At 50.6% G+C, this 22,527-nt stretch carries 16 protein-coding genes and 1 pseudogene; 8 read left to right on the forward strand and 9 right to left on the reverse strand.

Going from position 1 to position 22,527, the window contains the following annotated elements:
• Window positions 1-22 precede the first annotated feature (22 nt).
• From EZMO1_RS14890 to EZMO1_RS14900, 3 genes are all read right to left on the reverse strand, one after another.
• Window positions 23-376, reverse strand: coding sequence for a VOC family protein (locus tag EZMO1_RS14890; RefSeq protein ID WP_034872568.1), 354 nt, complete (start codon window positions 374-376; stop codon window positions 23-25).
• A 20-nt stretch (window positions 377-396) separates the two neighbouring features.
• Window positions 397-732, reverse strand: a complete 336-nt coding sequence (locus EZMO1_RS14895) for a VOC family protein (protein ID WP_034872566.1) — start codon at window positions 730-732, stop codon at window positions 397-399.
• A 139-nt stretch (window positions 733-871) separates the two neighbouring features.
• The gene (locus EZMO1_RS14900; protein ID WP_034872564.1) at window positions 872-1,504 is read right to left on the reverse strand and encodes a helix-turn-helix domain-containing protein; all 633 of its coding nucleotides are present in this window, start codon (window positions 1,502-1,504) and stop codon (window positions 872-874) included.
• 577 nt (window positions 1,505-2,081) lie between these two features.
• Between EZMO1_RS14900 and EZMO1_RS14905 the strand changes: the two genes are divergently transcribed.
• The 3 genes from EZMO1_RS14905 to gcvP all read left to right on the forward strand — a co-directional run bounded on the left by EZMO1_RS14905 (window position 2,082) and on the right by gcvP (window position 8,123).
• The gene (locus EZMO1_RS14905) at window positions 2,082-3,464 is read left to right on the forward strand and encodes an alanine/glycine:cation symporter family protein (RefSeq protein ID WP_034872563.1); all 1,383 of its coding nucleotides are present in this window, start codon (window positions 2,082-2,084) and stop codon (window positions 3,462-3,464) included.
• A 309-nt stretch (window positions 3,465-3,773) separates the two neighbouring features.
• Window positions 3,774-5,153, forward strand: a complete 1,380-nt coding sequence (locus EZMO1_RS14910; RefSeq protein ID WP_034873425.1) for an L-serine ammonia-lyase — start codon at window positions 3,774-3,776, stop codon at window positions 5,151-5,153.
• Window positions 5,154-5,243: 90 nt separating this feature from the next.
• On the forward strand, window positions 5,244-8,123 hold the full coding sequence (gcvP, locus tag EZMO1_RS14915) for an aminomethyl-transferring glycine dehydrogenase (protein ID WP_034872561.1): 2,880 nt from the start codon (window positions 5,244-5,246) through the stop codon (window positions 8,121-8,123).
• 77 nt (window positions 8,124-8,200) lie between these two features.
• Here the strand turns inward: gcvP and EZMO1_RS14920 are convergent.
• Window positions 8,201-8,617 (reverse strand): annotated as a pseudogene (locus EZMO1_RS14920) (IS1595 family transposase); the annotation flags it as partial.
• A 345-nt stretch (window positions 8,618-8,962) separates the two neighbouring features.
• On the opposite strand from EZMO1_RS14920, the gene EZMO1_RS14925 reads away from it, so the two are divergent.
• Window positions 8,963-9,766: a hypothetical protein gene (locus EZMO1_RS14925; protein WP_034872558.1), complete on the forward strand. Its 804-nt coding sequence runs from the start codon at window positions 8,963-8,965 to the stop codon at window positions 9,764-9,766.
• Between the two features lie 78 nt (window positions 9,767-9,844).
• Here EZMO1_RS14925 and EZMO1_RS14930 read toward each other — a convergent pair whose 3' ends face one another.
• Window positions 9,845-11,422 (reverse strand): AbgT family transporter, encoded by a 1,578-nt coding sequence (locus EZMO1_RS14930; RefSeq protein WP_051789510.1) that lies wholly within the window; start codon window positions 11,420-11,422, stop codon window positions 9,845-9,847.
• A 417-nt stretch (window positions 11,423-11,839) separates the two neighbouring features.
• Between EZMO1_RS14930 and EZMO1_RS14935 the strand changes: the two genes are divergently transcribed.
• Window positions 11,840-12,196: a RidA family protein gene (locus tag EZMO1_RS14935; protein WP_034872557.1), complete on the forward strand. Its 357-nt coding sequence runs from the start codon at window positions 11,840-11,842 to the stop codon at window positions 12,194-12,196.
• Window positions 12,197-12,236: 40 nt separating this feature from the next.
• Here EZMO1_RS14935 and pepT read toward each other — a convergent pair whose 3' ends face one another.
• Window positions 12,237-13,454, reverse strand: coding sequence for a peptidase T (pepT, locus tag EZMO1_RS14940; protein ID WP_034872556.1), 1,218 nt, complete (start codon window positions 13,452-13,454; stop codon window positions 12,237-12,239).
• Window positions 13,455-13,697: 243 nt separating this feature from the next.
• Here pepT and EZMO1_RS14945 point away from each other — a divergent pair, with 243 nt between their 5' ends.
• Window positions 13,698-14,600 (forward strand): DMT family transporter, encoded by a 903-nt coding sequence (locus EZMO1_RS14945; RefSeq protein WP_051789241.1) that lies wholly within the window; start codon window positions 13,698-13,700, stop codon window positions 14,598-14,600.
• Window positions 14,601-14,706: 106 nt separating this feature from the next.
• The gene (gene gcvT, locus EZMO1_RS14950) at window positions 14,707-15,846 is read left to right on the forward strand and encodes a glycine cleavage system aminomethyltransferase GcvT (RefSeq protein ID WP_034872554.1); all 1,140 of its coding nucleotides are present in this window, start codon (window positions 14,707-14,709) and stop codon (window positions 15,844-15,846) included.
• Between the two features lie 70 nt (window positions 15,847-15,916).
• Here the strand turns inward: gcvT and EZMO1_RS14955 are convergent, their stop codons facing one another.
• Entirely contained in the window at window positions 15,917-16,201 is a 285-nt protein-coding gene (locus EZMO1_RS14955) for a hypothetical protein (protein ID WP_034872552.1), read from the reverse strand.
• Window positions 16,202-16,323: 122 nt separating this feature from the next.
• Window positions 16,324-17,568, reverse strand: coding sequence for an MFS transporter (locus EZMO1_RS14960; RefSeq protein WP_034872551.1), 1,245 nt, complete (start codon window positions 17,566-17,568; stop codon window positions 16,324-16,326).
• 430 nt (window positions 17,569-17,998) lie between these two features.
• Here EZMO1_RS14960 and EZMO1_RS14965 point away from each other — a divergent pair, with 430 nt between their 5' ends.
• Window positions 17,999-20,986: an ankyrin repeat domain-containing protein gene (locus tag EZMO1_RS14965; RefSeq protein ID WP_222842123.1), complete on the forward strand. Its 2,988-nt coding sequence runs from the start codon at window positions 17,999-18,001 to the stop codon at window positions 20,984-20,986.
• 144 nt (window positions 20,987-21,130) lie between these two features.
• On the opposite strand, the gene EZMO1_RS14970 is transcribed toward EZMO1_RS14965, so the two are convergent.
• Window positions 21,131-22,432 carry an anaerobic C4-dicarboxylate transporter gene (locus EZMO1_RS14970; protein WP_034872548.1) on the reverse strand — a complete coding sequence of 434 codons (1,302 nt, stop codon included), beginning with the start codon at window positions 22,430-22,432 and terminating at the stop codon, window positions 21,131-21,133.
• Window positions 22,433-22,527: the final 95 nt, after the last annotated feature.

Consider the following 22,527-nt stretch of genomic DNA (forward strand, 5'->3'; position numbering starts at 1 on the left):
CGAAATGCCGGTTACCTGAAATTTAGCGATCGGACCAGACAGCCAGCTCATTACCGCTGGGCTCCCGAAAATGAAAACGACGCCCGCCGGGAAAAGCGAAAACGGGCTTCACAATGATCCCGCCTGCCTGTTCAACCCGGGCAAGACAACGATCCAGATCATCACTGAACAGCACCACCAGCGTCGCCCCATTACGGGTATCGGAACACAGCTCCGACTGATAAAAGCCGCCGTTGCCGCCACGGCTGGAAAAGGCAGAATACTCTGTTCCGAAGTCCTGAAAAGACCAGCCAAACACCTCGGTAAAAAACGCTTTGGTATGCTCAAGATTCGTTGCTGGCAGTTCAATGTAATGCGTTGTTTGTTGGTCAGGCATGGCTGTTCCCTGTGTTTATTTTATATACCGGCCTCGGCAATGGTTCGGTCTACCTGTAAGAACTCTATGGGTGCCCCGTTATCCTCAATAAACGCAACCCACACACCGGGGCTGGGGCTATTGGGTTCAATAATGACATGCTTGCCTTCAATGGCCTGCTGCAAATCATCCACCTCAAAACAGACATGAGGCACGGTTTTTACCAGCTCGGGGTAATCGGCATCGTCTTCAAAGCGCATCCACTCAACCCCGTAAGGGTTGCGTCCAAAACCACTGACATACACTTTCAGATGGGGCAGATGTTTCTCGTCCTTTAATGTTTCCCGGGTAGGAATGCCAAGATGGTGGTATTTCATGCCTTTATTCTCGTGTAGAGTTTGCCCACAGTATGGCATGTTTGTTCGGCGCTATTGCTCAGCTCTTTATCGCTCACTCGACCCTACTGCCAACTTTTTGCTCAACTCTCATCTCCAGTCGCATCCCAACCAGACCGAATCAGGCTGTAACCCACAGGACCACCGCATCTTCGTCGCTGAGCGAAACCAGCGCGTGGCCCATCTCGGCATCGTAATATGCACTGTCGCCTTCTGCCAGTTCGACCGGCTGGTAGAATTCGGTAAACAGCGCCAACCGGCCACTCAGTACCAGCAAAAACTCCTCGCCTTCATGCCGTACCCAGTCCTGATAATCATCAAAAGACCGGGCAAAAACGGTGGTTCGGTAAGGAATCATACGCTTTCCCGACAGTTCTTCTGCCAGCAGTTCATGCTCATAGGTGGTTGTCGGGTGCAACTGCCCTTTGCCTTTACGGGTCACCGCACGTCTGCCACTGGCGGCAGGCCGGGTACTGGGTTGGGTAAACAGCTGGGGAATATCAATGCCCAGCCCTGTAACCAGTTTGGTCACCGCCGCAAACGTTGGTGAAATCTGTTCATTTTCAATCTTTGACAGGGTAGAGCGTGCCAGACCGGTCAGTTTGCTGGCTTCCTCCAACGTCAAGTTTTTGCTCTGGCGAATTTCCCGAACCCGTTGTCCCAGTTGCAGAGGCTCAACCGATGCTTCCCTGTCGCTGCGTGTTGCCAGAACGGACTGTTTTTCGCGTTGTAAGAAATGAGCCTGCTCAGTCATTGTTATTCTTTACCTGCGTAATTTTATTCAGCTTTTTTGCAGCCATCAGCCCCTGCACATCATTGTTTATGGAGAAATTGATTTATGGCGAAAAAAATACCCAACAAGAGATAGTAACCAAGCCTCGCCCTGAAATGAACTACCCCGGAGCAAGCGGGTGCAATTAAAAGTGTTCCTGACATGTTAGGTTTTCCATTTTTTAAAGCCCTAACCCTGCAGAAATGCTCGGAACAAAATTCCGAAAAATCATGATTTCAGCATTCTCGGAACACTTTTAATTGCACCCGGAGCAAGCTCCGGGGTATCAAGTTAGCTCTTGAGTAGTTCGCAGCAAGCTGCGGGGAATTAGACCCAAGGCTTCGCATTAAAGACAGACTCTCTGATTAGCGACATCGGTTTCCTATAAGAAACACGACAGAATACCTGCAGCCCGCACCAGCGTTGAATTTGCCAACTTCATCCATTAAGTTAAAACAACCTGCGGGCTGACGATTTTTTTTGCCGGAACTTTCATAGGGTTAGTGATTATTGTCCGGCCTGTAACACAGCGAAACGATAACAAACAACGGATAAAAGCATGGAACTAATAACCAATATGGTGAACGCCATTAACGGGGTCGTCTGGGGGCCGTTAATGCTCGTTCTTATTCTGGGGGTAGGACTATTCCTGATGCTGGGTCTGCGGCTGATGCCCCTGCTCAGGCTGGGAACCGGCTTCAAATTATTATGGAGTGGTCGTACACCGGCAGAAGGTGAAGACAAGTCCGGAGAAATATCCCCGTTTCAGGCGTTAATGACCGCCCTGTCCGCCACCGTGGGTACCGGTAACATTGCCGGTGTGGCAACCGCTGTCTTTCTGGGTGGCCCCGGTGCCCTGTTCTGGATGTGGTGTACGGCTCTGGTAGGTATGGCCACCAAGTTTGCAGAAGCCGTGCTGGCGGTTAAATTCCGCGAAGTAGACGACAAAGGCAACCATTACGGCGGCCCGATGTACTACATCAAGAATGGTCTGGGTTCTCGCTGGGCATGGCTGGGAACACTGTTTGCCCTGTTTGGCGCGATTGCCGGTTTTGGCATTGGTAACACGGTGCAATCAAACTCGGTAGCTGCCGTGTTTGCAGAAAATTTTGCCCTTCCAACCTGGGTCACCGGTGTTGCACTGATGGTTCTGGTCGGTCTGGTTCTGATTGGCGGCATTCGTCGTATTGGTCAGGTAGCAGGGGCACTGGTACCTTTCATGGCAATTACTTACCTGATAGCCGGCCTAAGCGTTCTGGCCATTAATGCTGCCGCCATTCCTGAAGCGTTGTCTCTGGTCTTTACCTATGCCTTCTCACCCGTAGCCGCTACCGGTGGTTTCGCAGGCGCTGCGGTCTGGGCTGCTATTCGTTTCGGTGTGGCCCGAGGCGTGTTCTCCAACGAAGCAGGCCTAGGTTCAGCACCCATTGCCCACGCTGCCGCTAAAACCAAAGATCCGGTGCGTCAGGGCATGATCGCCATGCTGGGCACCTTTATTGATACCATCATTATCTGCACCATTACCGGTCTGGTCATCATCACTTCCGGTCTGTGGACTTCCGGCGAATCCGGTGCTGCCCTGACCTCCATGGCCTTTGCCAAAGCCATGCCGGGCATCGGTAACTATATTGTCACCTTCTCGCTGGCTATCTTCGCCTTTACTACCACCCTTGGCTGGAGCTTCTACGGCGAACGTTGTCTGGTATACCTGTTCGGCCCACGCTCGGTGAAGCCTTACCGGGTGCTGTGGATCATTGCCCTGCCTATTGGCGCAACCCTGAACCTGAACTTTATCTGGCTGGTTGCAGATACACTCAATGCCATGATGGCCATACCAAACCTGATTGCTCTCGTACTGCTGAGCCCTGTGGTGTTCAAACTGGTGCGTGATTATCGGGCCAAAGAGGCGGATGAAAAAGAAGGTAAAACAGTGGCTGAATAGTCATTGCCTGCTCATTCCCAATAACATCCCATAGTAAAAACGACCATGATGCCTGAACAACATAATGGTCGTTACCCCTGTCATCTGCCCGCCCAACTGATCTGAATCATATTTTTCTTAGTTTCCAATAAGAAACTTTAACCTTGATATGAAACAGGTCGATTGTTACCCTTCCTGAATGCTTGCCCGACTCAGCTGGAGCTGGCAGAAAACCCGGTACACACAAATAACGATCAGCCGGTCATTTCAATAAAATAAATACGAACAACAGCCACGAGCAAATCAGTGGAACCTGACGGAGTTATTCCTATGGGCCTGAGTATCTTTGAACTGTTCAAAATTGGCGTTGGGCCCTCCTCATCACACACCGTTGGACCTATGTTGGCAGCCAACCGTTTTCTGGCCGAGCTGTCTGAAAAACAACTGATGAATCAGATCGCCAGCGTCAGAATTGATCTGTTTGGTTCACTGGCAATGACCGGTTCCGGACACGCCACCGACACGGCGGTATTGCTGGGTCTGCTGGGTGAACAGCCAGACCGGCTTGATCCTGACAAAGCACCAGCTCTGCTCAAAACCCTCGCCGACTCAGGGCAGATACTCCTGGCCGGACAATACCCTGTTGCCTTCTTTAAGGAACAACACCTGAAATTTCACTTCGGGCAGTCACTGCCCGCTCACCCCAATGGCATGACACTCTCTGTCAAAGACCACGCAGGCATGGTTCTGTACAGCAATAATTACTACTCCGTGGGTGGCGGCTTTGTGCTTGACGAACAGGAAGCCAGTACAAAGGCTGATGCAACACTTGCCCCCCGAACCATCCCTTACCCTTTTGATAATGCCGCCGAACTGCTTCAGCGCTGTCAGGAAAGCAACCTCACCATTGCCGGGCTGGTCATGGCCAACGAACACCATCTGGCTCGCCATCAAAATATCGAACAGGAAGTGCTGCGCATCTGGGAAGTGATGGAACAATGCATTGACCGCGGCTGCTCACAGGACGGTGTACTGCCCGGAGGACTGAACGTGGCACGCCGGGCACATGACCTGTACCAGAAACTGTTAAACCGTGAAGATCACCAGAAAGACCAGCTGGAGCTGATGGACTGGGTCAGCCTGTTTGCACTGGCCGTCAATGAAGAAAACGCCGTGGGCGGACGTGTCGTCACAGCCCCCACCAATGGCGCCGCAGGCGTGATACCTGCCGTTCTGGCCTATTACGTTCGTTTTGTAGAGTGCAGTGACCAGCAGGGCATCATCACATTCATTGCCACCGCTGCCGCCATTGGCATGCTTTACAAAAAAAATGCTTCTATTTCAGCCGCAGAAGTCGGCTGTCAGGGGGAAATAGGTGTTGCCTGCTCCATGGCCGCTGGCGGACTCTGTGCTGTACTGGGAGGCTCACCACTGCAAATTGAAAACGCCGCAGAAATAGGCATGGAGCATAACCTTGGTCTGACCTGTGATCCTATTGGCGGACTGGTTCAGGTGCCTTGCATCGAACGAAATACCATGGGCGCAGTCAAAGCCATAAATGCCGCCCGACTGGCATTAAGCGGTACCGGAGAGCACCGGGTTTCTCTCGATGACGTGATTGAAACCATGCGCCAGACCGGGCTGGATATGCAGGACAAATACAAAGAAACCGCCATGGGCGGGCTGGCTGTGAATGTGGTGATGTGTTGATACAGACACAGCCTGACTTAACAACAAACATCCACGACTGAGTCACCTTCGTAAAGGATACGAGAGACTGCGAGCAAGAAAGGTAGAAACATGGCCGTTGAGAAACAGACACTTGAGCAACTGGAGCGTAATGATGCATTTACCGGGCGTCATATTGGCCCGGACACCGACGAACAGCAGGCTATGTTAAACCAGCTGGGTGCTGACTCGCTGGCAGAGCTGATTGAAGAAACGGTACCGGGTGCAATTCATAACCTCGAGCCCCTGAAAGTCACCATCAGCATGACTGAACAGCAGGCATTGAACAGGCTACGCGCCCTTGCCGACCAGAACAAAGTGTTCAAATCCTACATCGGCATGGGCTACCACAACACGCATGTACCACCGGTGATTCAGCGTAATGTGTTGGAAAACCCCGGCTGGTACACCGCTTACACGCCCTATCAGCCCGAAATTTCCCAGGGACGTCTGGAAGCGCTGCTGAATTATCAACAGATGGTGATGGACCTGACCGGCATGGAGGTGGCAAACGCATCACTACTGGACGAAGCCACCGCTGCCGCTGAAGCCATGGCTTTATGTCGTCGCTCCAACCGCAGCAAACACCCGGTGTTTTTTGTCGCCGATGATGTGCACCCACAAACCATAGAAGTGATCCGGACCCGCGCGGCGCATATGGACATTCAGGTTGTGGTGGGTAATCCATACACCGAGCTTGATAAACACGACATCTTCGGTATACAGCTTCAATACCCCGGCACCTACGGTGAAATAGGCGACATTGCCAGTGTTATTAAACAGGCGCGCCAGCAAAAAGCCATGGTATCGGTAGCAGCCGACCTGCTGGCATTGGTGCTGTTGAAATCGCCGGGTGAACTGGGTGCTGATATCGCCCTGGGCAACACCCAGCGTTTTGGCGTTCCCATGGGCTTTGGTGGCCCGCATGCGGCCTATTTTGCCACCAGTACCAAACTGAAACGTTCGATTCCCGGCCGTATTATTGGTGTATCCGTTGACAGCCGTGGCAATCAGGCGTTGCGCATGGCGATGCAAACCCGTGAACAACATATTCGCCGGGAAAAAGCGACTTCCAATATCTGTACCGCACAGGCGCTGCTGGCAAACATGGCCGGTTTTTACGCCGTTTATCATGGTGCCAAAGGGCTGGAACGGATTGCTGAACGTGTTCATCGCCTGACCACCATTCTGGCAAGAGGACTAAGCACGCTGGGCGTCAAATGCAACACCTCCTACTTTGACACCCTGACATTCACCGTAGGCAGTGAACAGAATCATATTTACCGGAAGGCTCTGCAAGCGGGCTGTAACCTGCGCCTGATTGGCAGTGACCAACTGGGTATCAGCCTGGACGAAACCACCACCCGCGAAGACATCAGTCAGCTGTTTGATATTATTCTGGGAGCAGGCAATGATCTGGATATCGAACAGATGGATGCCCAGATCGAGATTTCAGGCATACACCACGAACAGCGCCGGACCAATGACATTCTGACCCACCCGACCTTCAGCCGCTACCACTGTGAAACGGATATGCTGCGTTACCTCAAACAGCTGGAAAACAAGGATTACTCCCTGACCCACGGTATGATTCCACTGGGTTCCTGCACCATGAAGCTGAACGCAACCGCAGAAATGTTGCCCGTATCCTGGCCGGAGTTTGCCAATATTCATCCCTTTGCACCCCGCAATCAGGTGCAGGGTTACATGACCATGATTCGCGAACTGGAGCAGGATCTGATCACCATTACCGGTTACGACGCCCTGTCGATGCAGCCTAACTCGGGTGCCCAGGGTGAATATGCAGGCCTGCTGGCGATCCGCAACTATCAGGAAGCCAATGGACAGGCACATCGTAATATCTGTCTGATCCCGTCATCAGCCCATGGCACTAATCCGGCTTCTGCCGCCATGCTCGGCCTGAAAGTGGTGATTGTGGAATGTGACAGCAACGGCAATGTTGATATCGGTGACTTGCAGCACAAGGCTGAACAGTACAGCGAGCAGCTGTCCACCCTGATGGTGACCTATCCTTCCACCCATGGCGTGTTTGAAGAAAACATTCGCACCATCTGTTCCATCATCCACAAACATGGTGGACAGGTGTATATGGATGGCGCCAATATGAACGCACTGGTCGGCATTGCCCAGCCCGGACAGTTTGGTTCTGATGTCTCGCACCTGAACCTTCATAAAACCTTTGCCATTCCTCACGGAGGCGGCGGGCCAGGCATGGGGCCTATTGGTGTTAAACAACACCTTGCACCCTATCTGCCAAATCACAGCGTCAGTCCGATAAAAGGCGCTCATGAAGGTATCGGTGCCGTAGCCGCGGCACCCTTTGGCAGTTCATCGATTCTTCCCATCAGCTGGATGTACATCAAAATGCTGGGACGCACCGGTTTGAAAGCATCGTCTGAAGTCGCAATTCTGAACGCCAACTATATTGCCGAACGCCTGTCCGAGCATTACAGCGTTCTGTATCGTGGCCGTAATAACCGTGTTGCTCACGAATGCATCATTGATATACGACCGATTAAAGACGACAGTGGAATTTCCGAAGAGGACATCGCCAAACGACTGATGGATTACGGTTTCCATGCGCCCACCATGTCGTTCCCTGTGGCCGGTACTCTGATGATTGAGCCAACAGAATCAGAATCCAAAGCTGAAATTGACCGTTTTATCGATGCACTGATTGCTATCCGTCAGGAGATCAAAAAGGTTGAAAGCGGCCAATGGCCTGTCGAGAACAATCCACTGGTTCACGCGCCACACACTCTGTCTGACCTGATGGAAGGCAACTGGGATCGTCCATACTCCAGAGAAGAAGCCGTATCCCCAGCCGGAAATAGAACCAGTAAATACTGGCCTGCCGTTAACCGGGTGGATAATGCATTTGGCGACAGAAACTTTATCTGCAGCTGCCCTTCTGTTGATGAATACCGATAATCGTACTGCAAGATCTGCTGACAAGGGGGCTTCTTAGGGTGGACATTAAGAAGAGGCTCTTATCGGATTCCAGACTGCTACGTAACCAGCAAGCTAATTAATGGTTGAAGTAACCCTTTACCCCGGATTCCGGCGTTATGAACGAACTCAAAGAAGCCGAGGTACAAAGGTAAGCTTTCCTGAGAAATCCCCCTGTGAGGTCTGAGCCATGAACGGAGCAATGACCAGAAGCCTTCCATGGTGTTTACGTGTACTTCATAAATACCATCCTTGTCATCATCCCGGGCGTACTCGCTTTTACCATGACAGACAGATTTATGCCTGTAACCCCACTCTTCAAGGGAGTTGTAAATGCTGTATTCATCAGTGTAAGTTTGGGTTCCCTTGGCTACATGCTTCGTAATGAAAGGCTTTATGGTGGCTTTTCGAACATTATCCAGCATGTTGATAATGACCTGACCTCCTCGCTGAATCATTCCCAGAACGGGAGGCTTGTCTTTTTCGAGAGTTCCTCTGCCCGGAGCTCCTTTTAATCTTCTTTTTCGGGGAGGGCGCGATAGATTTTTTTAAAGCTTCAGGATGTCCTTTGTGACATGCGACGATGTACACTTCGTCGAACTCTACCTCTCCCTCAAGAGTAATGTCAGGCTTGCGTTTAACGACAGAGGTTCGCAACAAGGTTGTCATTACATGTACATCACTCAGTGAAAGGTCAAGTTCTTTAGAAATCTGGCTGTTGGAAACATTGAGTCCCATCAGGTACAGACAGGAAACCCACACCTTAAGAGGCTGATGATGCCCAGCAAAGACAGTAGTGCTGTGATTGCTTTGACCCCCTCATGCCTGCCATTCCACACAGCCTTCGTGAAAGCTTGACCAATGATATTCAAGAAGCAGTCATGCTGGATAATTTCAATCCGTCCTTTTTTCAAGAAGAATTCAAACAGATTCTGCATTACTGCACACAACACCAGTCTGGCACCGCAGAAAACTGGCTAACCAAACTGGCCACCTTTGATGCCCAGTTAAAAAGCGGCACTGTTGATCACGTTTTGAAAACAGACATTATTGATACAGCCAGCCAACTGAAACAGCAGGGTATTGATCTGAAAACGCTGCTACTGTGCCGAAGCTGCGGCCTGAACATAGCGGCCATACGTTTCGCCCTGCCGGAATTAAAGCTGGAACGTTTCAGCGTGGAACCGTCAGATAGCATCGAGTGTCCGACACGTATTTATAAACCACTGTCTGATAACGACATAGAAACTGCAGCCCTGATGATGACTCGTCAACTGGCTGAATTGATCCCGGCTCTGTACGCCAATTTATACCTGCATAACGAAGGCGAGCGGATATCACAATCGTTATTTGACGAAGACAACCAATCCTCCCTGATGCTTGAGCGATTTATAGGCAGATTATTTTCTACGGTAGAACTCAGTGGTAACGAATTAAACCGGCAACTGGAGTCTGGTAAAACGGACTTACATCAGCTGGCTGATTTTCTTCAGGGGAAGTGGGGAGACGACTATTTTGCTGCCCTTCATCAGGCTGCCACAGCGCCAGAAAACAACGCAGTACGTCTGGGTTTAATGAAACTGACGACACAGGACTGGCAACGCATTCATAAAGCTGATCAGTGAAACATAAATAAACGGGCAGTATTATTACTGCCCGTTTTCTGTCAGGCGACGGTATCGCCTGGCTGTCATGCGTTGCAATTACATGAACATCACAGCACCCGGCCCCAGAGGCAGGTTCAGCATGCTCCAGACGATGAACAGAACAATCCAGCCACCCAGGAAGAAGAAGGTGTATGGCATCATCATGGAGATCACAGTACCCATACCGATCTTAGGACCATTTTCTTCCTGATAACGGGCAGCAAAGCTGGCAATAATCGGGAAGTAGGTCATCAGCGGTGTGATGATGTTGGTGGTGGAGTCACCGATACGGTAAGCCACCTGAGTGTATTCCGGAGTGAAGCCCATCTGCATGAACATCGGGATAAATACCGGTGCCATAATCAGCCACTTGGAGCTGGCCCCCCCCATGAACAGGTTAACCACTGCAGACAGAAGCACCATGGCTACCGCCAATGGCAGACCGGTAAAGCCAATGTTATTCAGCAAATCTGCACCGGACACCGCAGCCACAATACCCAGATTTGAGTAGGTAAAGTAAGAAACGAACTGGGCGGAAACAAAAATAATCACCAGAACGCTCGCCATGGTAGACATGGACTTGACCATGCCCTGCACCACACCTTCTGCACTTTCAAAGGTTTTGGAACCAAAACCATAAGCTGCACCCGGAATCAGGAACAAAGCGGTCAGAATCAGAATGATGGACTGCATGAACGGAGAGTTGCCCAGAATCTGGCCAGACGCAGGATCACGCAGCGGCGCAGCTTCAGGAATAATCAGAGCGCACAGCAAAGCCACCAGCGCAAAGAATGACCACTTGGCACGCTTCAGACCGGCCAGTTCTTCCGGGGTCATGGCATCGGCTTTTTCACCCATGTCACCACCGTATGAACCCAGTCGAGGCTCAACAATCTTGTCGGTAACAATCGTACCCAGAATGGTGATCAGGAAGGTAGACACCACCATGAAGTAGTAGTTGGCTACCGGCGTTACCATGTAGGTCGGGTCCATGATACGCGCCGCTTCAGTGGAGATACCACCCAGCAGCGGGTCAGTCGAACCGATGACCAGGTTGGCAGAGAAACCACCGGATACACCGGCAAACGCGGCTGCAATACCGGCCAGCGGGTGACGGCCAAAACTCATGAAAACAATCGCACCCAGTGGTACCAGAACCACATAACCCGCATCGGAAGCGATGTTGGACATGATACCGGCAAATACCAAAATAGGCGTCAGAAGACTTTTAGGCGTCGCCAGAACCATACGCTTCAGCATCGCGCTGATCAGGCCGGAATATTCCGCAACACCCACACCCAGCATCGCTACCAGAATGGTGCCCAGAGCAGCATGACCGGTGAATGCGTTGATCGCGTTGGTAAACATGAAGCGAACACCATCAGCGGTCAGAAGGCTTTTGATAGCAACGGTGGTAGGCACCAGCTCACCACTGGCACGATCCATGGCATCGTAAGTGACGGATACGCCAATCAGGCTCAGCAGTGCAGAGAGTGCTACGGTACCGACGGCAAAGTAGAAGAACATGATGATTGGATGCGGCAGAGCGTTACCACCACGCTCAACAATATCCAGGAAGCGCTGAAGTGCACCTTTCTGACCCGAAGCCGGGCTCGAACTCACTGCAGTGTTCATGAAAAAATCCTTATTTGAGGGAAATAATGTCTGAACGGATAAACGACCTGTCAAAGCACTGCCAGCCATAGCAATACTTCGACCAACCACCTTTTACAAATGAAAACAGTCTGTACAAAAAAACGGCTTACACTTACATCCAGTGATCAAATATCCAACAGACAGACGATAGCTATTTTCCGCATTTCGTTTGCATCAGTGCTGACATACGTCAATTTCATGCCAATTAAGAGTGTTTTTTTTGATCAATCCGCCTGATAAAAGTACTTATTTCTTAATAAGTTAGACATTTCAGGATTATTTTATGCGCTATTCGTATAGATAATAAACGACAGTTTTTTTAACTCTGCCATTTCGCAGTAAAAACAGTACACTGCCTGTTGTTTATTGAGTGAAACTGACAGGAAGTACTTTGATATGACGATTGAACGACAGCAAACCAGCCAGCGCATGAGCCGTATTGTGAAACATCAGGGAACAGTTTACCTGTGTGGTCAGGTCTGTGCCGATGCCTCTGCAGGCATTACAGAACAAACCCAAACCATGCTGGATAAAGTAGACACACTGCTGCTGGAAGCAGGTTCGGACCGCAAGCACATTCTGTCAGCCACCCTTTACATTAAAACCATGGACGACTTTGCGGAAATGAACGCGGTATGGGATGCCTGGGTACCGGAAGGGTATGCGCCTGCCCGTGCCTGTGTAGAAGCATCAATGGCACGGGAAGCACTGTTAGTTGAAATTTCTGTGATTGCTGCGGTAAAAGAAGACTGATCACACTGAAGGGGCATGCACTGCACGCCCCACTGCGTGCTTACCCGGCAGCCAGTCGGGCAATATTGACAATCACCTCAACCGCTTTTTCCATATCTTCCAGTGCAATAAATTCATAAGGCCCATGGAAGTTGTAACCGCCAGTAAAGACATTCGGGCATGGCAACCCTTTAAACGACAATCGGGCACCATCAGTGCCGCCACGGATCGGTTTAATCAGTGGCTTAACGTCTGAAGCTTCCATCGCCTTTTGTGCCAGCGTAATGATTTCCTGACGCGGTTCCACCCTTTCCCGCATATTCCGGTAATTGTCCTTAATCTCAAGCGTCAGGGTACCTGCACCGTATTTCTCATTGAACGCCTCAACCCGGTTTTCAATAAACGTCTTACGTCGTTCCTGATGGTCTTTATCAAAGTCACGAATCAGCCAGTGCATAAAGGTTTCACTGATGCTGCTGTCCATATTATTAAGGTGGAAGAAGCCCTGATAGTCATCCGTGGTCGCCGGTGTTTCATCTTTCGGCATAGTCTCGATGAATTCGGCTGCAATCAGCATGGCATTGACCATTTTATTTTTGGAATGCCCCGGGTGAACACTTTTGCCATGAACGGTAATCTGCGCCTGAGCCGCGTTGAAGTTTTCAAACTGCAGTTCACCAACCGGACCGCCATCGATGGTATAGGCAAACTCGGCGCCAAACTGTTCCACATCAAAATGGTTGGCACCACGGCCGATTTCTTCATCCGGCGTAAAACCAATGCAGATATCGCCATGCTTAATCTCCGGATGAGCCATCAGATATTCAATCGCCGTCAGGATCTCGGCAATGCCCGCCTTGTTGTCCGCTCCGAGCAGGGTGGTGCCATCGGTGGTAATCAGGGTTTTACCCAGACAGGTGTCCAGCTCCGGAAATTCGGCAGGCGACAGCGTCAGGGTAGTGCCCAGAGCGATGTCTTTACCGTCATAGTTTTTGATAATTTGCGGTTTAACGTTTTCACCGGAGTAATCAAACGCCGTATCCATATGGGCAACAAAGCCAATAGGCGTGACGGGCTGGTCGGTATTGGATGGCAAACGTGCCATCAGATAACAGTTGTCGTCCAGAGTAATATCCGACAGCCCCAGTGTTTCCAGTTCTGCCCTGAGAAATTTCGCCAGCTCAAACTGCTTACTGGTGCTGGGAACCGTGTCGAACCCCGGATTGGATTGTGTATCAAATTGAACGTAGCTCAGGAAACGATCCAGAAGTTTGCTCATAGCGTTTTACAACTCGTCGCAGAGGCATCAGCCAGAATGATTGTGCTCACAGGCGACCATAATGGTCGTCGGGCAAGGGAGTTTTGCATGCTAGTGCAGGGGTTATGGGAATGTGTTGATGTCGGTCAAAAAACAGCCGACTGAAAACTGATCTTCTTCATCCATATGGAGGTTTACTTCCCGGTCTTCACCTTTACAATTGAGCGCACCGCCTGATCCAGAATAAAAACGACAGGGACTGCTGTGAAAGAAAATACCCCCAAAGGCGTTGCCTATGCTGTGGCTACGGCTGTTATTGCCAGCACGGCGGCCGCAGCCACCAAGCTGGTTGCCGCCGATGTACCCGTTCCCCTGATTGTGCTGGTGCAATATTCCATCTGTCTTGTGGTCATGCTGCCCTGGCTGCTGCGCAACGGGGTCTGCGTTTTGAAAACCAGCCGACCTGCTGCACATGCAATGCGTGGCCTGACCGGCTGGCTCTGTTTCTACGTTTACTATCTGGCACTGGCCCATATTCCCCTGGTGGATGCCACGCTGTTACGCAACACGGGACCACTGTTTGTGCCGCTGGCCCTCTGGCTGTGGCTGAAGGTGGTGATTCCGGGTAAATCCTGGGTACCCATGATTCTTGGTTTTTTCGGCGTTCTGTTGATATTAAGGCCACAATTTGCCGGTATTAACCCATGGCATGTGGCTGGCCTGATGTCCGGCTTCTTTCTTGCCTTTTCCATGGTCGGCACCCGAACCTTATCCACCACCGAACCTTCCAGCCTGATTCTGTTCTACTACTTTGCTATCTCTTTTGTCTGCAGTCTGCCCATTGCCATCGCCAACTGGCAACCGGTTCCTCTGTGGACCCTGCCTTATCTGGTCTACGTCGGCTTATCCATCTTTATAACCATGTGGCTGTATACCCAAGCGTACACCTGGGCAAAAGCGACAGTGGTCGCCCCGGTGAACTACCTTGGCGTTGTCTTTGCCGGGCTCCTTGGCTGGCTGATGTGGGATCATGTACCTGATACGGTTGCCATGCTTGGCATGATTCTGGTGGTCGCTGCCGGTCTGCTGTCGATCTACCTGAACGCCTCCAGCAACGTCAACAAAACCGTTCGGACACAGCCTGAGCAGTCAGCTTCATCTGGCTGACGGTTTACATTTGTCGCCACAGACCTACAATTGAGAGGCATTGACGCACGGACTGTGCAACAACCATCAGCCAGACATTCTGACATCATAATAATCAGGGGGCTTCATGACCGCAGTATCACCTGCCACTTCAGACCTGCAACACACACCGCTGCATACTCTGCACGTTGAACAGGGAGCCCGTATGGTTCCTTTTGCCGGCTTTGATATGCCTGTTCAGTACCCGCTGGGTGTAAAAGGTGAGCACCTGCACACCCGGAGTCAGGCAGGGCTGTTTGATGTTTCCCACATGGGGCAGTTGTTTCTCAGGGGTGAAAAAGCCGGTGAATGGCTGGAGTCTCTAGTGCCTGTCGATATTATCGATCTACCCCCGGGCCGGCAACGCTATGCGTTGTTCACCAACGAACAGGGCGGCGTAATGGACGACCTGATGGTCAGCCGTTTTGCCGATGACTGTCTTTATCTGGTGGTGAATGCCGCCTGCAAAGAACAGGATATTGCTCACCTGCAAAAACACCTGACAGACGACGTACAGCTTGAACGTCTGGACGACCGTGCTCTACTGGCCTTGCAAGGGCCTGAAGCAGCCAAGGTGCTGGCACGTTTTTCTGCCGAGGTCAGTTCTATGGTGTTTATGGATTCACGCCAGATCGTCATTAGCGGCGTTGACTGTTTTGTCAGCCGTTCAGGCTACACCGGTGAAGACGGTTATGAAATATCCATACCGGCTTCTGAATCAGAAAGAATCTTTCGTCTGCTTCTGGAACAGCCCGAAGTAGAGCTGATTGGGCTGGGCGCCCGTGATTCTCTAAGGCTGGAATCCGGTTTATGCCTGTATGGACACGACATGACTCCAACCACCACACCCGTTGAAGCCAGCCTGATCTGGGCGCTCAGTAAAGTTCGCCGCGCGGATGGCGCAAGAGCGGGCGGTTTTCCCGGTGCCGACATTATTCTTGAGCAAATCGCCACAAAAGCGGTGGAAAATAAACGGGTCGGACTATTAGGCAGCAGTCGTGCACCGGTCAGGGAAGGTACCGCATTGCTGAACGCTGATGGTGAAACCATTGGTACCGTTACTTCAGGTACATTTGGGCCAACCATTGGTAAGCCGGTCGCCATGGCCTACCTTGCCAAAGACTACTCGGCCATCGGAACCGAAGTGTTTGCTTCCGTCAGAGGGAAAGCACTGCCCATGACCGTCAGTCGAATGCCATTTATTGAGCAGCGTTATTTCAGAGGTTGAGTACTTAATCACTGTAGACAGGAACAAACCCTTTCATGACAGAAATGGTTTGTTCATTAAGCAGAAATCATTAAGACGTGGCGGTTTGTTCAAAACCTGCCGACCCTGCACTCGCCTTTTGTCTGTTTTCCGGAGCGGTATTTTCTGCCACCTGAATCGCACAGTAAGCTACCCCAAAACCAAGCACCTTACCCACCCACATAAAAAAGGCAGAGACCAGTGTGCCCAACCCCATCATCACCGAACCACTGGCAAACATTGTCAGTAAGCCACTGATGGCAATCAGCGCAATAACCACATTGATAACAATATCAACCAGTGACAATGTTTTTTTAAACTGTACCACTTTTTCCATATTTCCCCCTTTACTCAAACCAAACGAAAGTCCGAGATAAGGGCAAATTAGCATAGCTGTCATCAGGAAAAAGTAAGTACAGTTCACAAATAACCCGAGAATAAATGATCGATTACCAACATCTATATCGTTGATAATTCATCCTGATAACGATCCTCCCAGCCAATGGTACTCAGAAGCAGGAGAATCGCATAAAAAGACATCAGACAGGCGGGTGCCATCACCATGCCTCTTGAACAAAACCACTCCAACACCATTGGAGTCGAACCCGCAAACAGGGCAAAGGCCAGATTGTGACAAAAGGCGACCCCGGAATAGCGCGAACGGGTAGGAAACAGTTCGACCATAGACGCTTCATAGGCTCCCATGACCATAGAACAGGAGACAAATAAGGGCAGAAGTGCCAAAAACGGGTGACTGCCAATAACATCAAATGTCACCAGAATAAACAGTGAAAGGCAACAACCCAGTCGCACCATGGGAATCCGCCCAACCTTATCGGTTAACACCGCCATCATCAGGGTCACTACGGTCAGGCCCAGAAACCCCCAGAAACTGACAGAAAAAACCGCTTCAGGTGCAATGTTCTGGTACTGCAACTGGTATCGGGGCATGAACAGCAGGATCGATGTGGTGATCGCTGGAAAAATCGCCACCAGACACCCCCGAACCAGACTCGCTCTTTGGGATCTGAGCAGGCTCATGACAGGCACTACATGATGGGGACCGGAAACCGACTCTCTGAACACGGGCGTTTCTTCCAGAGACAGCCTGAGCCAGAGGCTGATCAGCCCCAGCACGCCTCCTGTCATAAAAGCAATGCGCCAACCCCATTCAACCACCTGCTCATCACTTAAAAATTGATAAAGCCCCGTCACTGTCGCTGTTGCCATCACATTGCCAAAGGTGACACCGCTGATCACCAGTCCGGTCACCTGCCCCCTTCGTCCCGGACGGGTATGTTCGGCCGCAAAAACCACCGCACCGGGAATTTCTCCGCCAAGGGATAACCCCTGAATGATTCTCAGCACCAGCAGCGACAAAGGTGCAAACAGACCCCATTCACTGTATCCGGGCAGCAACGCAATGCAGGGCGTCGCCAGAGACATCAGCAGAACAGAGTAGATATAAGGGCTTTTTCGGCCATAACGATCGCCAAAGTGGCTGTACATCAAGCCTCCGGCAAACCGGGCCAGATAACCGGCAAAAAACAGAATCAGAACCGGCATCACACCGCTCATCGCAGAGCCTTCCGGGAAGAAAACCCGGGCAATCACCCCGGACAGAAAAATCAACAGGGTAAAGTCGTAAAACTCCAGTGTGGCACTGAGCGTGGTAATGCAGCGAATCTTGACTGCCGATTCCATTATGTAATGACCGATTAATTAAACATCGCGACAGTTTAGTCAGCAACGGCCAATGCGCCTCCCGAGCTTTGCCTTTCCTGCTGGTAAATATTCATTATCCTTCAGCAGTTTTACCTCCATCGGCTATTTTGTACTGATTCAATATTCCAATTGCTAAAAAGAAAAAGGTGGGAACTAAGCCATGAGTGACAGGGTCTTAGCTATGATAACTGTGGTTTGCAGGCAGCTCACAATGCTCATTGTTTCTGGTTCAGAACATAATCGGCTTAATAAGGAAGTGAAGTAAATTATGATTTCATGGCCATCTAATCGTTGGGTTCTCGGTTTCAGCCTAATATTGTGCTGCCTTGCTGGTACTCGAATAGCTCTGGCCAGTAGCACCTTCCCCTCTGTTCAGGTTTACGAACTGACCGCAAAAAAACACTGTTCTGTGCCAAAACCGGATAGCGACACTGCAAGAAACCTTCATAATGCGATTGAGTCTATTGAAGACATCAAAGAACTCTGGACAAACTCGGACCTCAGGCAAAAAAAACTGGATAAACTCAAAGCAGCTGTTAAGCATGGTTTGCCAGTCAATGCAGCGGTTGAAAAGCAGATAAACTTCTCTGCAAAAGGCCCCATATTCCAGGCAAAAGTCAGCCTGCTTGATATGGCGGTTATGCTTAAACAGCACGATGTTGTGGATATGCTGCTGGAGCAGGGTGCCAACCCCGAGGGATGCGGTACCCGGGTGCTTGACCCGTCGTATCTGGCTCTTTCCAACAACGACTTCAAGTCCCTCAACAAGCTGATCGAAGCCGGTGCCAACGTCGATAAATGGATTGGTGACGAAGCATTACAGCAAACAATCCTGCATCACCTTGCCAGCCACAAAAAATCCTGCACCCATGAACTTGCCAGTCGCGAAGCGACTGAATCCATGCACCTGCTGCTGAATAAAGGTGCCAACATTAATGCCCGTGATGTGAATGGTGAAACGCCGCTGACCCTGTCAGTGCGTAATTGCCAATACAACCCTACTTACTCCCTGACCATTCTGTTGCTCTTGACCCATGGTGCAGACCCGTTTATTTCTCCGCCAACAATTTCTCCGCCAAAAAGACAGGAACGCCATCAGAAGTCAGCTGCAATCATCGGGAAAGGCGGTAATATTTTTCACAAGATGGTCTCCAGCGCCAACCTGAGCCGTGATAATGACCTGTGGCGTTTGCTCACACACTATGTCTGGGCAGGAGGAGACGATATGATGCTGGTTGCCGGGGCCTACCCGGATTTAAAAGCACGTCTGGAGCGCATTCAGAATAATATTACTGCACCACAAGGGCGGCTCGCTTCACTTTGGAACATAGTTACTTTTACCGGCAGGTTGAATAGCTACCTTGGTGAAATACTGTCTATTTTCTCCGACCCGAGAGTCATACAGCACGACCCGGACAAGATTCACAGTCTGATTGCCTGTCAGGAAGGGCAACGCTGTTACACGCCGCTCCATAAAACCGGCTTCACGTTTATGACACCCACAGCACTGGAATGGCTGGAGTGGCTGGGGAGTGATTTCTCGGAACTGAGCTCGGAAGGTCATTCAGTGCTGCATTACGCCATTAAAAGCAAGCAGTTTAAAAACCTGCACCTTCTGAAAAATTACCCAGTCAACCCTCTGGAGCGAAACCATGCGGGTATGACCGGCTTCGATCTGGCCATGACCGCTACCCCCGGTGAAAACAGTCACAGCGTTTTCAGCGAGCTTTGCCATATGTCTGCAAACCAGAACCCTGAAAGCACGGCAGAGCTGGAAATCTGTACCGCTTTCTTTGATCTGCTGAATGCTGGTTGTACCCAGTTTATGGCACCAGAGAATAACACCCTGTCCGCTAACTCCGACCTGCAACAGCGATACCTTAGCAGCTTCGCAATGAAAGGCTGCCAAAGCAGAAGCCATCAATCACTGAGTCAACAGCAAAAGCTGGAGATATTAAACGAACCGCTCGAGACCACCTATCAACGCACGAATGCTCAAGGTCAGGTCTGGCTAAAACCAGACCATCTGCTTCGTAGAGATATGGATGAGTTTCCAGAACTAAAAAACTATCTGATTAAACATTATCCAGGTCAGGCTGAGCACCTGAAGCATAATACAGACCTGAATAAAAAATTCAGAGTGATGGCTATTCGCGAGGGTCTTGAGCCTCTACTTTTTAATCGTCCTGAATACAAAGTATTGATGGGAACCGGACCACAACCATCGGCGTCCATGACAGACACCTTCAGCCAATTGAACCAAAGAACTGACGCCCCCTCTCTGGCGAATCTTGATCTGCAGCAGCTACAGAGCTTCGCTCAGCTGAAACATTACCTGATGTACGACCATTCAGCAGAAACGGATTTTCTTCAGACGTATCTGGTTCAGCGCAATGACCCGGCTTTGTTCATGTATACCCTGACCATGGGTATAAAGCCCATCGTCACCCGATCAAAGTGCGACCTGCCCGACTACCTGTCTAACCTGTGCCAGACACCGCTTGAGGCGATACGCAACATCGATGCCGGGGCAGCTCAGGGGAAAATCTTTAACGCACTTATGTCGCTGGCGGGTCACTATGATTTTCTGGCGTTATCGCCACGGGAGCAGCTGAAAGACCTTTTTCTCTATCACGACATTCAGGCTGGGGATATTAAAACGGCAGCACTGTCTCTCAGTACAGGAGCCAACCCTAATGCTTTTATTACCCGCGAACACTACGAAAAAGTAAAGCTTCATTTGCAAAGCTTTCATAAGATCTCCAGCAAAGAAATAGAATTGTTGGCTCCAAAACCCGGTTGCGGACTCCTGACCGACACCCTGCGCATGGAAATCAATCAACCAAAAGCTGATCTCTCCAGACTGCTGTTGATGTACGGAGCCAGTGTTGACCCCGTGACACCTCGCTTCTGCGAGTTGAATAAAAAAACCATCAATATTTCACCTCTGTACTGGGCAGATAAAATCAAGGATAAAGCGCTTTCCGAGCTACTGAATTACTTTGATCCTGCTGAAGTGCAGCACCGGGCCTGGGAAAAAAAATCTCCCGATGAGTGGTACACCCACCAGCAGTCAGCCACCAATACACTCAGCCAGACATCAGAGTTCTATTCCCTGATTCTGGGCAATGACAATGATATTCAAACGCCACTCTGTACCTGTCTGGGACTGCAAAAGATTGATGACAAACACAAGTCTTTTGCCAACACCTGTGCCTCGGAACAATATTCACAAATTGATGGTGACAGAGTGAAAACACCGCCAACAGCCTGCACGGAACAATTAAAGAAGAAAACTCATAATAACCCGGAGTTTGCCCCTTTCTGCCAACAACAACTGAAACGGCTGCCTGAGTTTGTTAAGGAGTCAATCTGCAGTCCGGCGACGTTCCACTGATAGAAGCCGTGTCAGCTTTACAAAGAACAAACCAGAAAAAGCCCCGAAAATCGGGGCTTTTTGCTGTCTGATGCTAAAACCTTTATGCAGATTGCAATGGTTCAGAGCGCCATTATTTCGGGCAACAGTTCAGAGCACTATTATTCAGAGCACGATGGGAGCCAGTACGAAACCGAACGCCACACACAATGAAATACACAGCGTTCCCGGAAGAAAGAACGGATGGTTAAACACCAGTTTGCCGATGCGTGTTGAACCCGTTTCGTCCATCTCGACAGCGGCCAGCAGGGTTGGGTAAGTCGGCAATACGAACAAAGCGGAGACCGCAGCAAACGAAGCAATAGCCGTGACCGGATCAACCAGCGCCAGTGCCGCAGGCATCAGGGCCCGGGTTGTTGCCGCCTGGGAGTACAGCAGCATGGAAGCAAAGAACAGGGTAACTGCCAGCAACCATGGATAACTGACCAGAATATCGCCCGCCATTGACTGAATGCCTTCGATATGGGCGCCGACAAAGGTATTACCCAGCCAGGCAACCCCCAGAACACACATCGCAGCACTCATCCCTGACTTGAACGTCTGGGCATTAATAATGTCATTGGTGTTGATCTTGCAGAGTATGACAATCATGCTGGCGGCCAGCATCATAAACAGCATAATGGCAGAGTCACGGGGCAAGACCGGATCTTCAATCAAGCCCACCGTAGGACTGATGGCCGTTGCATAAATCACCACCGCTAAAATGCTCAGCGCAAAAATCAGAACCGAAAGACCAGCCGTGGTTTTTGGCGTTTCCCGCTCATCGCGTTTGCGCTTTTTAATCAATCCGGCAGCCATGCGCTCCTGATAAATGCCGTCTTTCTCCAGATCGAGACCCAGAAAGTTACAGACACAGGCTGTCAGAATCACAGCCAGAAAAGAGGTGGGAATGGAGATGGCCAGCAGATCCAGATAGCCGACATCGTAGGGTTCCAGAAAATCACTGAATACCACCACAGCCGCAGACACCGGAGAAGCCGTAATCGCCACCTGGGAAGCAATAACAGCAATACTGAGAGGGCGTGACGGACGCACTCCGTTTTCTTTCGCCACTTCCGCAATAACCGGCAGGGTTGAGAAAGCCGTATGCCCTGTGCCCGCCAGAAGCGTCATAAAATAAGTGACCGTCGGCGCCAGAATGGTAATGTACCTGGGTTTACTGCGCAGAATCATCTCCGCTTTCTTGACCAGCCAGTCCAGTCCACCCGCCACCTGCATGGACGCCACCGCACCGATGACCGTCATAATAATAAGGATTACATCAACGGGAATGGCTCCGGGTTCAAGACCCAAACCAAGCGTGAGAATCAGGACACCAATCGCACCGGCAAAACCAACACCAATACTTCCAAGCCGTGACCCCAGAAAAATGCAGGCAAGCACGACAACCAACTGAACCCAGACCATACACAACTCCCATAACAGCAATGCGAATGATGACCAACTGATACCAATCCCAGATTCTGCTGATCAATAAATGTTCAGATTTGCTAGATGAGTAT

The organism is Endozoicomonas montiporae CL-33 (genome assembly GCF_001583435.1).
Classification (GTDB): Bacteria; Pseudomonadota; Gammaproteobacteria; order Pseudomonadales; family Endozoicomonadaceae; genus Endozoicomonas_A; species Endozoicomonas_A montiporae.

Coding starts and splice junctions, on each gene's coding strand:
- gcvT (WP_034872554.1), top strand. CDS start 14,707: ATGACCGCAGTATCACCTGCCACTTCAGACCTGCAACACACACCGCTG.
- EZMO1_RS14970 (WP_034872548.1), bottom strand. CDS start 22,432: ATGGTCTGGGTTCAGTTGGTTGTCGTGCTTGCCTGCATTTTTCTGGGG.
- EZMO1_RS14925 (WP_034872558.1), top strand. CDS start 8,963: ATGCCTGCCATTCCACACAGCCTTCGTGAAAGCTTGACCAATGATATT.
- EZMO1_RS14930 (WP_051789510.1), bottom strand. CDS start 11,422: ATGAACACTGCAGTGAGTTCGAGCCCGGCTTCGGGTCAGAAAGGTGCA.
- EZMO1_RS14895 (WP_034872566.1), bottom strand. CDS start 732: ATGAAATACCACCATCTTGGCATTCCTACCCGGGAAACATTAAAGGAC.
- EZMO1_RS14960 (WP_034872551.1), bottom strand. CDS start 17,568: ATGGAATCGGCAGTCAAGATTCGCTGCATTACCACGCTCAGTGCCACA.
- pepT (WP_034872556.1), bottom strand. CDS start 13,454: ATGAGCAAACTTCTGGATCGTTTCCTGAGCTACGTTCAATTTGATACA.
- gcvP (WP_034872561.1), top strand. CDS start 5,244: ATGGCCGTTGAGAAACAGACACTTGAGCAACTGGAGCGTAATGATGCA.
- EZMO1_RS14890 (WP_034872568.1), bottom strand. CDS start 376: ATGCCTGACCAACAAACAACGCATTACATTGAACTGCCAGCAACGAAT.
- EZMO1_RS14955 (WP_034872552.1), bottom strand. CDS start 16,201: ATGGAAAAAGTGGTACAGTTTAAAAAAACATTGTCACTGGTTGATATT.
- EZMO1_RS14935 (WP_034872557.1), top strand. CDS start 11,840: ATGACGATTGAACGACAGCAAACCAGCCAGCGCATGAGCCGTATTGTG.
- EZMO1_RS14905 (WP_034872563.1), top strand. CDS start 2,082: ATGGAACTAATAACCAATATGGTGAACGCCATTAACGGGGTCGTCTGG.
- EZMO1_RS14910 (WP_034873425.1), top strand. CDS start 3,774: ATGGGCCTGAGTATCTTTGAACTGTTCAAAATTGGCGTTGGGCCCTCC.
- EZMO1_RS14900 (WP_034872564.1), bottom strand. CDS start 1,504: ATGACTGAGCAGGCTCATTTCTTACAACGCGAAAAACAGTCCGTTCTG.